This is a genomic window from Vibrio sp. GLN_1, assembly GCF_043106015.1.
Lineage (GTDB): Bacteria > Pseudomonadota > Gammaproteobacteria > Enterobacterales > Vibrionaceae > Vibrio > Vibrio parahaemolyticus.
This window is the reverse complement of sequence record NZ_JBICMD010000004.1, coordinates 113,352-127,560: the sequence shown is the minus strand read 5'-3', so window position 1 is coordinate 127,560 and position 14,209 is coordinate 113,352. Positions and strand designations below refer to the sequence as shown.

The window sequence follows — 14,209 nt, the reverse complement described above, 5'->3', positions numbered from 1 at the left end:
TCCCGTTTTTGTCTTTCTTATTGGTTTTTAAGCAACGCTATCCATTTGAGGGTAAAGTGGCTTTGCTGCCAATAGTTCCGGTTCAAAATCGTCAACGTTAATGGTATCGAGACGATGTTGCTCGGCTTCTCTCAGCAGTTCTGCTTCTTCTTGAGTGATCACGCCTTGCTCTAGACCTTCTTGAGCAATCATATCCAAGCGGAGGAATGGACGACGTTTACCTTGCGCTTTACAAACTTTGTCGAACACAGGCTCAGCTTGAAGAATCACAGACAGTGCCAGCTCAATCTTACCTGCTGGGTTGTGCTCTGTTGGCTCTAGGTACTGGCCACGGCCAATGCGCGAGCGTGTTGCACTTGGGGTTTGTAGAATACGTGCCACTTTGCTGTCTAGCTTGTCACTTGGTGCTTTGCGTACACGACCGAATGGCATAATCAGAACGCGAAGTGTGCGGCCAATGACTTTGTTCGGGAAGTTTGCTAGGAACTCATCAACGGCGATTTCTGCTTGTTTTAAGCTATCTTGTAGACCCCAGTGAACCAAAGCCAAATCTTCAGCTGGACGACCATCTTGTTCAAAACGTTTTAGCGTCGCGGAGCTTAGGTATAGCTGACTGAGAATGTCACCTAAACGCGCAGATAAACGCTCTTTACGTTTCAACGAACCACCAAGCACCGCCATTGAGATATCAGACAGAAGCGCTAGGTTGGCACTGTAACGGTTTAGCTGTTGGTAGTAGCGTTTCGTTGCATCTTTAGTCGGTGCCGATGAACCGAGACCATCGCTCAAACCAAACCAAATACTGCGAACGAGGTTACTCATGGTAAAGCTCACGTGGCCAGCTAGCGCTTTGTCGAATTTCTCAACCGCGTCGCTCGCTTCTGAGTAAGCGGCGTTCATTTCTTCAAGTACATATGGGTGACAACGAATCGCACCTTGACCGAAGATGATCATCGAACGAGTCAGAATGTTTGCACCTTCTACCGTTACGGCGATTGGAGAGCCTTGGTAGCCACGAGCGAGGAAGTTCGAAGGGCCTAAACAAATGCCTTTACCGCCGACAATGTCCATCGCGTCGATGATGCTTTGTTGACCGCGGTGGGTACAGTGGTACTTCACGATTGCAGAAATAACTGATGGCTTTTCACCTAGGTCGATACCTGCAACAGTTAGGTTGCTGGCCGCATCCATGACGTATGCATTACCGCCAAGACGCGCCAATGGCTCTTCAACGCCTTCCATGTGACCGATTGGTTGTTTGAACTGACGACGAATGCGAGAGTATGCACCCGTTGCCATCGCAGCCGATTTGATACCACCCGTCGAGTTAGAAGGTAGCGTGATGCCACGGCCGACCGACAGACATTCCACCAGCATGCGCCAGCCTTGCCCTGCCATTTTCTCACCACCGATGATGAAATCGATAGGAACGAAAATGTCTTTACCACGGGTTGGACCGTTCTGGAATGGTACGTTCAGTGGGAAGTGACGGTTACCGATTTCTACACCTTTCACATCCGTTGGGATCAGCGCACATGTGATACCAAGATCTTCTTTCTCACCAAGCAGGCCTTCTGGGTCACGCAGTTTGAATGCAAGGCCAAGTACCGTCGCAACAGGCGCAAGCGTGATGTAGCGTTTGTTCCACGTTAGACGCATACCCAACACTTCTTTGCCTTCCCATTCTCCTTTACAAACGACGCCGTAATCTGGGATTGAGCCTGCGTCTGAGCCCGCTTCTGGGCTAGTTAGTGCGAAACATGGGATTTCTTTACCTTCAGCTAGGCGAGGTAAGTAATAGTTTTTCTGATCTTCTGTACCGTAGTGTTGCAAGAGTTCGCCTGGGCCTAATGAGTTAGGCACACCAACGGTAGAAGAAAGTACGCCAGAAACACCCGTCAGCTTTTGCAGTACCAAAGATTGAGCGTATGCAGAGAACTCTAGACCACCGTACTTTTTCTTGATGATCATGGCGAAGAATTTGTTGTCTTTCAGATACTGCCAAACTTCAGGTGGTAAATCCGCGAGTTCATGCGTTACTTGGAAGTCGCTGACCATAGCACACACTTCGTTTACTGGGCCGTCTAAGAACGCTTGCTCTTCAGCGCTAAGTTTTGGCGCTTGAATTGCGTGTAATTTTTCCCATTCAGGTTTACCTTTGAATAGCTCAGCTTCCCACCATACTGTACCAGCATCGAGAGCTTCTTTTTCAGTTTGAGACATCGCAGGTAGCACAGTCTTAAACAACGCCAGTGCCTTACGGCTAATAAGCGATTGGCGGATACCAGACACGGCAAAGACCGCGATTGCAAGCACATACAGTGTCCAGCCAATAACGCCAACTGAGCCTGTGATAGTCAGCACTAGCATGGCAGCAGTTAGTAGGCTGACGGATTTAACGAGTGACATTCTGTGGTAAAGCGTAATGCCTAACACAACAGCCATCGCAACGATAGAGAGCAAGATGTCCATATAATTTTTCCTTTTCAGACTTTATAAATGTTGTACGTCTGTATTTTGGTAAGAGGTCTAACCAGTTGGTATAAGTGTAATCAAAATATTAAAGAAATGTAAAACACAAGATTGAGTAAAAAGTGATCTAAGTAGAGTTAAAATTCTAAAGTTGCGAATTGAGTGATGGTTTCGTAAGCAAGTTGACAAGTTTATTACTGTCACCAATCCAAATCTGGAGGTTCACTATCGACACTAATTCTCGTTTGTGGGTAAACTCAGTGTTATGAAATGTCCGGTGCTAAAATGGCATCAGAACCATTTACTAAGGCGAAGCGAATGCGCATTTACGCCCGAAATAATAAAGAGAACGTCTTATGTACCAAGATCTGATTAGAAGTGAATTGAACGAAGCTGCTGAAGTGCTCAACAAATTTTTAAGCGATGACCATAACATTGCTCAAATCGAAGCGGCAGCGAAGATGATTGCCGATTCTTTTAAGCAAGATGGTAAGGTGCTGTCGTGCGGTAACGGTGGTTCGCACTGTGATGCAATGCACTTCGCAGAAGAGCTAACGGGGCGTTACCGTGATAATCGCCCAGGATACGCTGGTATTGCGATTTCAGATCCAAGCCACCTTTCTTGTGTCAGTAACGATTTTGGTTACGACTTTGTCTTTTCTCGTTACGTTGAAGCGGTAGGCCGCAAAGGTGATGTTCTGTTTGGTTTGTCGACATCTGGCAACTCAGGCAATATTCTTAAAGCGATTGAAGCTGCGAAAGCGAAAGGCATGAAGACCATCGCACTGACGGGTAAAGATGGCGGTAAAATGGCTGGTCTTGCTGATGTTGAAATTCGTGTACCACACTTTGGTTATGCAGACCGTATTCAAGAAGTACATATTAAGATTATTCACATCATCATTCAGTTGATTGAAAAAGAGATGGAATAATTTTCTGCAGCCACTTTTTCGGCTGTGGTTTAGGTAAGGAGTTCGTTAAACGATGTGTGAATTGCTCGGCATGAGCGCCAATGTTCCAACGGATATCTGTTTCAGCTTTACAGGGCTGATGCAGCGTGGAGGTCGTACTGGCCCGCACCGTGATGGTTGGGGAATTACTTTTTATGAAGGTAAAGGTTTTCGAACCTTTAAAGATCCAAAACCAAGCTGTGAGTCCCAAATTGCTGAATTGGTGCAAAACTATCCGATCAAAAGTCGTGCGGTTGTGAGTCATATTCGCCAAGCAAACCGTGGCGGAGTGAATTTAGAAAATACGCACCCATTCACACGTGAGTTGTGGGGCAAGTATTGGACCTTTGCTCACAATGGTCAGCTGTCTGATTACCAAGACCTGTACACTGGGCGTCATCGTCCTGTTGGTCAAACAGATAGTGAGCTCGCGTTTTGTTGGCTGCTAAAGCAGATGGAAGATCGATATCCAGAGCCTCCTCAGGACATGGAATCTGTTTTTCTCTACATCGCTAAGTGTTGTGATCAGCTCAAAGAAAAAGGCGTGTTCAATATGTTGCTCAGCGACGGCGAGTTTGTCATGACGTATTGTACTAATCACTTGTATTGGATTACGCGTCGCGCACCGTTTGGCAAGGCCGCTTTACTAGATGAAGATGTGGAGATCAACTTCCAAGAAGAAACAACACCAAACGATGTTGTTTCTGTCATTGCAACTCAGCCTTTAACCGGCAATGAGACTTGGCATCGAATGAAGCCCGGTGAATATGGTTTGTTTCACCTTGGTGAACTGATCCAAAACAATGCATCTGATTTGAAAGATGTGCCATTTTCAGCGCCCAAACCGGGTAATCAAGCTCCGACCGAACCGTTGGAATAACGACGTTTCTAGACATCAAGTTTTCCAAATAACAAAAAAGGCAGTCACTCGACTGCCTTTTTTGATGCGATTTTGTATTGATTTTGTATGTAAGCCAGCAATAGCACTGAGAATTCTTAATCATCAGATCCGTTTGCTTAACTTGTGCTTATAACTAAGCTTTCCGCTGAATCAGTTGGCTCAGCATAAACAAAGAAGTCGCACTGATCACCACTGATGGGCCTGCTGGTGTGTCGAAGTGCCAAGACAGACTCAGTCCCATTAGAACTGAAATCGCACCTATGATGGATGCGAAGAATGCCATTTGTTCTGGTGTAGAAGACAACTTGCGCGCTGTTGCTGCTGGGATGATCAGTAGTGAAGTCATGATAAGGGCACCGACAAACTTCATACCTACCGCAATCACTACACCCACCATCAGCATCAAGACCAGACGGATTAAGTCTGTGTTCACACCTTCTACAGCGGCTAGCTCTTCGCTGACGGTACTTGATAATAACGGTCGCCAGAATATGTACAAACATGCACTAACGGCAATTACGCCGGCATAAATAAACATCAAATCTTCTGGTGATACAGCTAATAAATCACCAAATAGGTAACTCATTAGATCGACACGAACATTGTCCAAAAAGCTTACTGACACCAAACCGATAGACAAAGAGCTGTGAGCTAGAATTCCGAGTAGGGTATCTGTGGCCACCAGTCGCTGCCTTTGCAGTGTTACAAGGAGTACCGCTAATGCTAAACAGCAGACTAGCAGCGCAAGATAGAGGTTAACGTTCAGTAAGAACCCGAGAGCGAGCCCCATTAACGATGCATGGGCAAGAGTGTCACCGAAGTAGGCCATTTTTCGCCATACAACAAAAGACCCAAGTGGACCTGCGATGATTGCAATACCAATACCAGCGAGAATAGAAGGTAGAAGAAACTCAATCATGGTGATGATGTCCGTGGCTATGGTTAGAGCACGAGGTAGCGTCGCCCGATACTGGAGAGCCAGACAAATCGTGATGGTGATGCTCGTGGTCGTGATGATAAAACGCGAGTGATTCTCTCGCTGCGTTACCAAACAATGCTATGTAAGAAGGATGCTGAGTGATTGTTGCTGGTGATCCCGAGCAACAAACGTGGTGGTGCAAACAAATCACATCGTCTGTTTTTGCCATGACCAAATGCAAATCATGAGATACCATAAACACAGCGCAATCGAAGCGGTGACGGATGCTTTCAATCAAATCGTATAGATCGATTTGTCCCTGAACATCAACACCTTGAGCTGGTTCATCAAGAACCAACAAGTCAGGGCGTTGTAGCAGCGCGCGGGCGAGTAGGACGCGTTGGTTTTCACCACCGGAAAGGCGGTGCATGTTGCTCTTAATTAAGTGCTCTGCACCAACTAGTCTTAATGCATCAAGGCATTCTTGTTTGCTGTACTTTCCTGCTAAATTTAAGAAACGGATAACGTTTAGCGGCAAAGAGTCGTTGAGTTTCAGTTTCTGAGGCACATAACCAATTTTTAGCTTTTTCGCTTTAACCAATTTTCCGCTAGTCGGCTTTTGAAGCCCTAAAATGACTTTAACTAACGTGGATTTTCCCGCTCCGTTGGGACCGATTAGGGTTGTGATTTTGCCCTTTTCTAATTCCATGCTGATGTTATCAAGAACTCTGCGATCATCGAACTCGACGCACAATTGTTCAAGACTGACTAATGAAGACATGAATGAAACTCATTTGCAAAACTATAATGTTATAATGTAACATTATCGCACTTTCTACGCCATATCCCAAGTAAAACTATGAAAAGAGCTTTAATTCTTGCTGCTTCAGCAATGTTAACCTTGCCAGCGCAGGCGATAACAGTACTTACAAGCATTAAACCGATCCAACTGATGGTGACTGAACTGACGGAAGGCGTCACTACTCCTGAAGTGCTAGTTCAGTCAAACGCATCACCACACGATTATTCGCTGCGACCTTCTGATGTAAAAAAAGTCGCGTCTGCGGATTTGGTGATTTGGTATGGTCATGATTTGGAACCATTTCTTGAAAAAGTCGTATCAAATAGATCTAGTACACTGACGCTAAGCGAAATACCAAATCTAGCGCTTCGTGAGTTTGATAGTGCGCATTCGCATGATCACGACGGTCATGACCACGGTAGCCACGACCCGCACTTTTGGTTGGGTATTAAACCGGTTAAACAGGTCGCCCAAGCTGTTGTGAACAAATTGGTGGAAATCGATCCAGCTAATGCGAAAACGTACAGCAACAATCTTGTTAAATTTGAAGAACAGCTTGCGGCTAAAGATAAGGAAATAGAGCAGCAGTTAGCACCAGTGAAGAACCAAGGATACTTCGTTTTCCATGATGCGTACGGTTATTTTGAAGAGCGTTACCAGTTAAATAATCTAGGACACTTTACGGTGACTCCCGACCGAAAGCCGGGTGCCAAGACGCTGATTCAGATCAGAAAAACATTGGGAGCAGGTAACGTGGCTTGTGTGTTTTCTGAGCCTCAATTTACACCAGCCGTTGTCGAGAGTGTGATGCGTGGCAGCAATGTGGCCAAAGGCGAGCTTGACCCATTAGGCAGCACGATCAAAGTGGAGCCAGGCAGTTACTTTAACTTGTTAGGCAACATGGCTGAAAGTTTTGCGCAATGTTTGGCTAAATAAGGGTAATTAGTTGTAGTTTTGCGGATGAAATGTCTCTTTTACGTGATCTAGCAGTAAGAATTACAACCTTTGGCAAGACGAACCTTTTCTATAAAAGGAATTGAGATATCATTATCAATAATTAGCGGCTCAAAATAACCCTACTCACAAGAGCTACGGAAGGCCTATAGGGAGTTGAGTTGATATAAATTGATATATAAGGTTTTCGTCTTGCTTCGCCAACTTGTCCTGATTTTCTGGGGACTCTTCATATCATCTCAAGCGTTTGCGTTGAACAACGCAAACGCCATCTTTTACCCTTTGCCTACTCAGGTTAAGGGCACTTTTATTGCTGCGAAAAAATTGTTCTTGGGCGAGCAAGGTGGGCTATGGATTCATGATGTACATGGCCGCGTTCTTTTTTATGACGGCCAGAATGTTCTGCCAAAATCAGGCAGTTTTTTGCAAACGACCGCAAAGCAGCTTGCGTATCATCAAGGGTCATTCTGGACCTTTGTCGAAAATGAGGTTTATCAGACCTACCCAAACAAAGAAAGGCAGTTGGTCTTTAGCCTTAACCCCGGGGCGCAAATTAGAAAAATAGGTTCATCAGGTGATTATATTTGGGTCAGTGATGGCGCACATTTTTATACCTACAACATCAAAACCAATGAACTTGATTCATTTTCACTGCTTCAACTGTATCAACATAGCAATAATAGTTATGTGTACATCAATGATGCGATTCTGGTCGAAACCAAATGGGCGTTGGCTACAACATCTGGTGTCTATCTTTCTGAAGGTAATAAATTTGATCACGTGATTTCATCCGGTCAAAACTACATTGAAAAAGTGTACTACTCGCATACGAGACGCGAGATATTGGTCGGCACCTTAAAAGGAGCGTTGATCTTCAATATTTACGAGCCGAACAAAGAGATCGTCAAAATTGGCGGCTCCCACGTACTGACGTTTTCAGAGACCAATCAAGAGTATTGGGTTGGTACTGAGCACGGTTTGTATCTCTACTCGTTTTTAACAGGTGAAGTTACTGAAGTTGAGCCTGCGAGCTTCTTAGAGTTAGAACTCGATAGCACTAAAATTTATTCCTTACTTAGCGACAACATGGGCGGAATGTGGATAGCGACCAACCAAGGCATTCGTTATTACTCTTTGTTCAGCAAAAAATTTGAGCGAGTCACCTTTAGTAGTTATGACTCGCAAACCTTATCTGGTCGTATCAGACAAACGGTAACAGGGCCAGATGGTGTGCTTTGGTTTGCCGATGACCGCAAGCTGTATCGTTCTGGCGCGGAAGGGATTGTAAAAGTCTTAGAATTAGATTCTCAGATTAACGAATTTGCGTTCCAACGAGGCATGTTATGGCTTGCCACTTCAAAAGGCTTGGAGATATTCCAATTGGAGGGGCTGAAAAAGGTTAGCTTCCCTTATTTACAAGTGATGGCTGGGCATGCTGTTGAGCATATTGCTCTAGACGACGCAAACCGTTTGTGGGTATCCAGCGGTTACCAACTTTACAACGTTGATATCGACAAGCAATCCGTCAGAAACTTTGGTAGCGAATGGATCGTGGGTCAGTACTTACCAGCTAAAGTGACGCGCTTATATGATACCGAAGATAAACTTTTTATTGGTACGGATCACGGCATTTATGAATACGATGATGAACGTATTCGTTTCAATCGTTTCTCGGAAAAATATGGCGAGTCGCTAGATATAGTGACAGCGGCGGATGGCTCGCAGTGGTTTGCCTCTTCCTATGGGTTGTTTAAAACAGTGGCTGGTGGAGAAGCCAAGCAAGTCTTGGAGATGAGTGTTGCGAATGCTCGTCCGGCGTGTTTGATCAGTGATGCGAAAGGTGTGTGGCTTGCATCTTCTGTTGGGTTGAGTTACTACCGATTGTCCGGTGAGTTAGTTAAACATTATTCATCTGCATCGGGCTTGATTAATAATGAGTTTATTCCTGGGATATGTAGCGTAGTGAAACGCACAGAAGATGGTGAACGTGAGCTTGTTTTAGGCTCAAAATATGGATTAGTTAAAGCGGAGGCTTCAAAACTATTGGTGTCAAACCCGCCAGAATCCCGCTTTATTGTTAGCCAAGTGATGCTTGAAAATGATGTAATCCAAGTGGGGAGTTCCGACCTTGATGGGGTTAAGCTGCCTTATGGTTCTTCGCTGAGTTTTCTCTTTGGCATCATGCCTAAACCGGATAGCCAGAACCTGTACTACCGCTTAAACGAAGACGACCGATGGCAGACCTTAGAAGGGGGTCAGTTAACCTTAGAGCACCTCAACTCTGGGGAATACCACCTTCAAGTGAGTAACGAGTCACAGGTAACGGCGGGCGTTGTTGGCTTAGAGTCTCGTTTTGAAGTGCTCAAACCATGGTATCTATCCCAGCTTGCGATATTAGGCTTTTTCGTCTCAATTTCTACGCTTATCGGCCTTATCATGTACTGGCGTTCACGATATGTTATGCAAGCAAACCGAGAGCTTGCTGCTCAGGTCACTCTAAAGACCAACCAGTTAAGGCATCAAAGCCGCGTATTATTGACGAGTAACCAACAGTTAAGAAAGCAAATTCAGGTTAGAAATCTATTAGTTGACCATGTTGCTCAGTCTATAAAAACCAGCGTCGATTATATCTCGTCAAAATTGCCAGTGGAGAGAGATTCCATCACAGAGGATCACGTATCAAAAACTTACTGGCAGCTGAATGAGCTTAAAAGTGCTCCTGGTGATGCGAGTAGCGGCAGTCAAAACTACAACCTAAGCCAAATTACTCAATCTGTGGTGGATGTGTGGCGAGACGATTTCGCCAAAGCGGGGATCTCTGTGGAGTTAGAGGATGAGAACAAGTCTAGCCGTATTGCTCTAGAGAGTTTTAATCTGGATGTTATCTTCAACAGTATCTTTGCCAACATCATCAAGCGCTCTTTCCGAGGTCAAGCCGTTAAAGTGATGCTAGAAGAGGGACGGGACATTGTCTCACTCAGCTTTTTGGATTACGGAACGCAATTGCCAAATAAACTTTCTCTAAGTCGTCCTGCGAATAACAATGTGGACTTGAGTATCGACAATCTTTCGCAGTTGGTTACGGTGAGTGGAGGGCACTTAGCGGTGTTCACTTCTGATGCGCAGAATAAAATTGAGATTACTTGGCCGTTGGCAAAAGAGTTGAGCCATGTCGAGGAAGTTTTACCAGAATTTGTGCCAGAAAACATCGTCGAAGAAAAAGCCAGTCCAGAGAATGAGTGGCTACAAAAGGTTTATCAGTTAGTTGCTGAGCATTACCATGACCCTGATTTTGGTACTGCGACAGCGGCTAAGATGTTATTTATGTCTGAACGTAGTTTACAACGCCGCTTTAAGTCGGCCTCGTCAAGAACGTTAAAAGATTATTTAACGGAGGTACGGTTAGAAACTGCTTGCGAACAGTTACTCGCAGGTGAAAAAATCAGTGAAGTGGCTTTCAATTGCGGTTTCAATGATCCCTCTTACTTCAGCCAGAAGTTCAAGTTGCACTTTGGTCTACCTCCATCAAAGTTCGCGATGGAACAAGACAGTCACGCAAATTAGCCTCCAATCTTTCGAACATCGTTAATAGTTACAGCATGGATGTTATCTAAATCACCTCCTCACGTTTAGCGGCGTGATTCGTTCTGATACCGCAACTAAACCATTCTAGTCGCCTCGGGTTACGCAGCGTTCTGTTTTTTGAGTTGTTCTGAGTAAGTAAAGCATCTGTACTTTCTTATGTAGTTCGCAGCACCAAAGAGCTGCAATGCCTTTGTGTTGTTAGGCTAGAGTTTTTTTGCCTAATTTAGGCGTTGTGATAGGTAAGTGAAACATCAATGCACAGCGTTGTAGCAGTTTATTTTCGCCAAACAGCACATATAAATAGGATATAGAAAGCTTAACTAAAGTGCTTCTAGTTACAGGAGGTTGGTTGTTAAAGGTTTAAATCGGGAGTAGAAAAGAAGTGAAAAAAAATATCGTGGTATAGCCGGGGGGACTATACCACGGGTGTCAATGACACCTTCGCTTGCTGCCGGAGTGACATGTTGCCATGCCACCTCTGGAATTCTTTTAAGAGGTTGCCCTCTCGATGGAATAACTATACGAGACCTTACTTATTTTTCTTATAAAAATAACGACAGGTTGATATGAGAAAAGCGACAATGTTGATTTTTTATTTTAAGTCATTGATTTTAAATTGAAATATTTATTCTGCTTAGACGGTGTTAAGTTTTTGTTTCTTTTTTATGGTTTTCAAAATGTCGATTTTGACGAAAATGACGAGGTGAAACTTAACGGAGTTAACGTTCAAAATATGAAAGGCAATTATGGAATCTTTGATTTCACACAATGAATGGAAGGGTATAGAGGAGTATTATCGCAGCCTAAATACTCTTAAATAATAATATTTATCATTAGCAATACTCTTAAGGGCCACTATGAAATTATCAGAAATTAAACCTGGCGATACGGTGACAATTCGTTTGTTAGATGGTCTTTCATCAGATATTAGAAAAAAGCTTATGGTAATGGGGCTACTTCCGAACACAGAAGTTAAGGTGATCAGACGCGCGCCGATGGGAGACCCGCTACAAGTTGAGGTACGCGGTGTATCTGTTGCATTAAGAGAAACCATTGCTCAAAAAATTGAAGTGGAGCGAGTGTAATGCAGTATCAAGTTCTTACTGTAGGTAACCCAAACAGCGGTAAAACTACTCTTTTTAATGGTTTGACTGGTGCCAAACAGCAAGTCGGTAACTGGGCTGGCGTGACTGTTGAGAAAAAAACGGGTCAATTTAAGCACGCGGGTGATGAGTTTTTACTGACGGACTTGCCGGGCATTTACTCTCTGGATAGCGGTAACGATAGTAACAGTATCGATGAATCCATCGCTTCTCGTGCGGTGTTGACGCACCCAGCTGATTTGATCATCAACGTGATTGATGCCACCAGCTTAGAGCGCAGTCTATATATGACGCTGCAACTTCGTGAGCTTGGTCGTCCGATGGTTGTTGTTCTCAACAAAATGGATGCGTTAAAGCGTGAACGTCAGATGATCAACATTGCTGAGTTAGAAAAGACGCTAGGTTGCCCAGTGATCAGTTTGTCTGCCACTAATAAAGCACAAGTTGCTGAGTTTAAAGAAAAGCTCCACAAAGCCATAGTTCAGGGTGTTGCGCTAAAAGACCGCTCTTTGAATTACGGCGATAAGATGGAAGCAGCGATCGAGCATATTTCTTCTCTATTTAACGATCAAACCGTTTCTCATCGTGCATTAGCGATCCGTGCTCTAGAAAAAGACACGATGGTTCTCAATAGCCTTTCCGATCTTGATAGAAGCAAAGTACTGGAAGCGATTGCGACTTTAGATTTGGATATTGATTTACACGTTGCGGATACCAAATACACTCATCTGCACGAACAATGCAAAAAAGTTCGCCGCAGTGAAGGCAAACTCAGCCGCAGTGTTACCGAAAAACTTGATCAGTTTATTTTGAACAAGTGGGTGGGGATTCCATTCTTCTTTGTTGTGATGTACCTAATGTTTATGTTCTCGATTAACATTGGTAGTGCATTTATCGATTTCTTTGATATCGGCGTTGGCGCACTTTTGGTTGATGGCGGTCATCACCTATTGGATGGTCATTTGCCAGTTTGGCTTGTGACGGTTATTGCCGATGGTATTGGTGGCGGTATCCAAACGGTAGCGACCTTTATTCCTGTCATTGCGTGTTTGTATTTGTTCCTCGCTGTGCTTGAGAGTTCGGGTTATATGGCTCGCGCTGCGTTTGTACTCGATAAAGTGATGCAGAAAATCGGCTTGCCGGGTAAAGCGTTTGTGCCGTTGGTTCTTGGTTTTGGTTGTAACGTGCCGTCAATCATGGCAACACGCACTCTAGACCAAGAACGTGAGCGTAAGTTAGCGGCATCGATGGCGCCATTTATGTCATGTGGTGCTCGTTTACCTGTATATGCACTGTTTGCGGCGGCGTTCTTTCCTGGTTCTGGTCAAAACATTGTCTTTGCACTTTATCTATTAGGTATTGTGGCTGCGATCTTCACCGGTCTTTTCTTAAAGCACACTCTTTACCCTGGCAGCAGCGATAGCTTAGTTATGGAAATGCCCGACTACGAATTGCCAACATTGCAAAACGTCGTGATCAAAACTTGGCAAAAGCTTAAGCGCTTTGTGCTGGGTGCAGGTAAAACCATCGTTGTGGTTGTTGCTATCCTAAGTTTCCTAAACTCGTTGGGTACAGATGGCAGTTTTGGTAATGAAGACAGTGAAAATTCTGTACTTTCTAAAGCGGCACAAGTGGTAACGCCAGTGTTTGCGCCAATTGGTATTCAACAAGATAACTGGCCAGCAACAGTTGGTATTATTACCGGTATTTTCGCCAAAGAGGCGGTCGTTGGTACGCTAAACAGTTTGTACACGTCGCCAAGTGATGGTGAAGAAGCAGAGTTCGATCTGATGGGGAGCCTAAAAGATGCGGTAATGAGTATTCCTGAGAACCTTGCAGGCTTGAGTTACTCTGATCCATTAGGCATTGAAGTGGGTGACCTAACAGATTCAAATGCGGTCGCAGAAGAACAAGAAGTGGATGCGTCTATCTTCGGCAACATTAAGTCTCAATTTGTTTCTGGTCATGCCGCGTTTGCTTACTTGATCTTCATCTTGTTGTACACACCATGTGTTGCTGCGATGGGGGCGTACGTACGTGAATTTGGCCATAACTTCGCACGTTTTATTGCGGTATGGACGATGGGTTTAGCTTACCTATGTGCAACGTTCTACAATCAGTTGACGCATTTCTCTGAAAGCCCAATTACCAGCGGTGTCTGGATGGCAATTATTGTTGCAATCTTCATCGGAACTTATCACGTATTCAAACGTATTGGTAAAAAACAACATGGTGCGTTAGAGGCGCAAGTCGCATGATTTTAAATGAGCTTTATCAATATATCGCAGACAAAGGGACGGTCTCACAGTCTGAGCTGGCCAAGCAGTTTGGAATGAGTGAAGATGGTGCGGATGCAATGTTAAGCGTGTGGATCAAGAAGGGTAAAATTAGCCGCTTGGTTGATACCAATAAAGCTCGAGATGTGATGCGTGTGCGTTATGCCGTGACAAAACAAGACGAGTTGTCACTCACTGTTACTATGTAGTGGTTTATCAACCAAAGCTTACAAATAATAAAGCCGCG

10 protein-coding genes are annotated in these 14,209 nt (G+C 44.4%); 7 read left to right on the top strand and 3 right to left on the bottom strand.

All coding sequences use genetic code 11. The annotated features are described in order from the left end of the window. Positions 1-27: 27 nt before the first annotated feature. Complete coding sequence (gene fadE, locus ACF8OV_RS00950; protein ID WP_024702379.1) at positions 28-2,472, bottom strand: acyl-CoA dehydrogenase FadE; 2,445 nt, start codon at positions 2,470-2,472, stop codon at positions 28-30. A gap of 356 nt (positions 2,473-2,828) precedes the next feature. Between fadE and lpcA the strand changes: the two genes are divergently transcribed. Continuing rightward, complete coding sequence (gene lpcA, locus ACF8OV_RS00945) at positions 2,829-3,404, top strand: D-sedoheptulose 7-phosphate isomerase (RefSeq protein WP_005494304.1); 576 nt, start codon at positions 2,829-2,831, stop codon at positions 3,402-3,404. A 52-nt stretch (positions 3,405-3,456) separates the two neighbouring features. Beyond that, positions 3,457-4,302, top strand: a complete 846-nt coding sequence (locus ACF8OV_RS00940) for a class II glutamine amidotransferase (RefSeq protein ID WP_169615959.1) — start codon at positions 3,457-3,459, stop codon at positions 4,300-4,302. A gap of 154 nt (positions 4,303-4,456) precedes the next feature. On the opposite strand, the gene znuB is transcribed toward ACF8OV_RS00940, so the two are convergent. Continuing rightward, the gene (gene znuB / locus ACF8OV_RS00935) at positions 4,457-5,242 is read right to left on the bottom strand and encodes a zinc ABC transporter permease subunit ZnuB (RefSeq protein WP_317676131.1); all 786 of its coding nucleotides are present in this window, start codon (positions 5,240-5,242) and stop codon (positions 4,457-4,459) included. Beyond that, positions 5,235-6,023, bottom strand: a complete 789-nt coding sequence (znuC, locus tag ACF8OV_RS00930) for a zinc ABC transporter ATP-binding protein ZnuC (RefSeq protein WP_025498707.1) — start codon at positions 6,021-6,023, stop codon at positions 5,235-5,237. The genes znuB and znuC overlap by 8 nt, the downstream gene beginning before the upstream one ends. Before the next feature lie 78 nt (positions 6,024-6,101). Here znuC and znuA point away from each other — a divergent pair, with 78 nt between their 5' ends. The 5 genes from znuA to ACF8OV_RS00905 all read left to right on the top strand — a co-directional run bounded on the left by znuA (position 6,102) and on the right by ACF8OV_RS00905 (position 14,171). Next, positions 6,102-6,980, top strand: a complete 879-nt coding sequence (gene znuA / locus ACF8OV_RS00925) for a zinc ABC transporter substrate-binding protein ZnuA (RefSeq protein WP_140108242.1) — start codon at positions 6,102-6,104, stop codon at positions 6,978-6,980. Positions 6,981-7,190: 210 nt separating this feature from the next. Beyond that, positions 7,191-10,562, top strand: coding sequence for a helix-turn-helix domain-containing protein (locus tag ACF8OV_RS00920; protein WP_317676132.1), 3,372 nt, complete (start codon positions 7,191-7,193; stop codon positions 10,560-10,562). Between the two features lie 878 nt (positions 10,563-11,440). Further along, on the top strand, positions 11,441-11,668 hold the full coding sequence (locus tag ACF8OV_RS00915) for a FeoA family protein (protein ID WP_005455496.1): 228 nt from the start codon (positions 11,441-11,443) through the stop codon (positions 11,666-11,668). Next, on the top strand, positions 11,668-13,944 hold the full coding sequence (gene feoB, locus ACF8OV_RS00910; protein WP_024700957.1) for a Fe(2+) transporter permease subunit FeoB: 2,277 nt from the start codon (positions 11,668-11,670) through the stop codon (positions 13,942-13,944). Before ACF8OV_RS00915 ends, feoB begins: the two co-directional genes overlap by 1 nt. Further along, positions 13,941-14,171 (top strand): FeoC-like transcriptional regulator, encoded by a 231-nt coding sequence (locus ACF8OV_RS00905; protein WP_005455490.1) that lies wholly within the window; start codon positions 13,941-13,943, stop codon positions 14,169-14,171. The genes feoB and ACF8OV_RS00905 overlap by 4 nt, the downstream gene beginning before the upstream one ends. Positions 14,172-14,209: the final 38 nt, after the last annotated feature.

Bases quoted from the DNA above. Each gene is read 5' to 3' on its own strand.
- ACF8OV_RS00915 (WP_005455496.1), top strand. From the start codon at position 11,441: ATGAAATTATCAGAAATTAAACCTGGCGATACGGTGACAATTCGTTTG.
- lpcA (WP_005494304.1), top strand. From the start codon at position 2,829: ATGTACCAAGATCTGATTAGAAGTGAATTGAACGAAGCTGCTGAAGTG.
- fadE (WP_024702379.1), bottom strand. From the start codon at position 2,472: ATGGACATCTTGCTCTCTATCGTTGCGATGGCTGTTGTGTTAGGCATT.
- znuB (WP_317676131.1), bottom strand. From the start codon at position 5,242: ATGATTGAGTTTCTTCTACCTTCTATTCTCGCTGGTATTGGTATTGCA.
- ACF8OV_RS00905 (WP_005455490.1), top strand. From the start codon at position 13,941: ATGATTTTAAATGAGCTTTATCAATATATCGCAGACAAAGGGACGGTC.
- ACF8OV_RS00940 (WP_169615959.1), top strand. From the start codon at position 3,457: ATGTGTGAATTGCTCGGCATGAGCGCCAATGTTCCAACGGATATCTGT.
- znuC (WP_025498707.1), bottom strand. From the start codon at position 6,023: ATGTCTTCATTAGTCAGTCTTGAACAATTGTGCGTCGAGTTCGATGAT.
- feoB (WP_024700957.1), top strand. From the start codon at position 11,668: ATGCAGTATCAAGTTCTTACTGTAGGTAACCCAAACAGCGGTAAAACT.
- znuA (WP_140108242.1), top strand. From the start codon at position 6,102: ATGAAAAGAGCTTTAATTCTTGCTGCTTCAGCAATGTTAACCTTGCCA.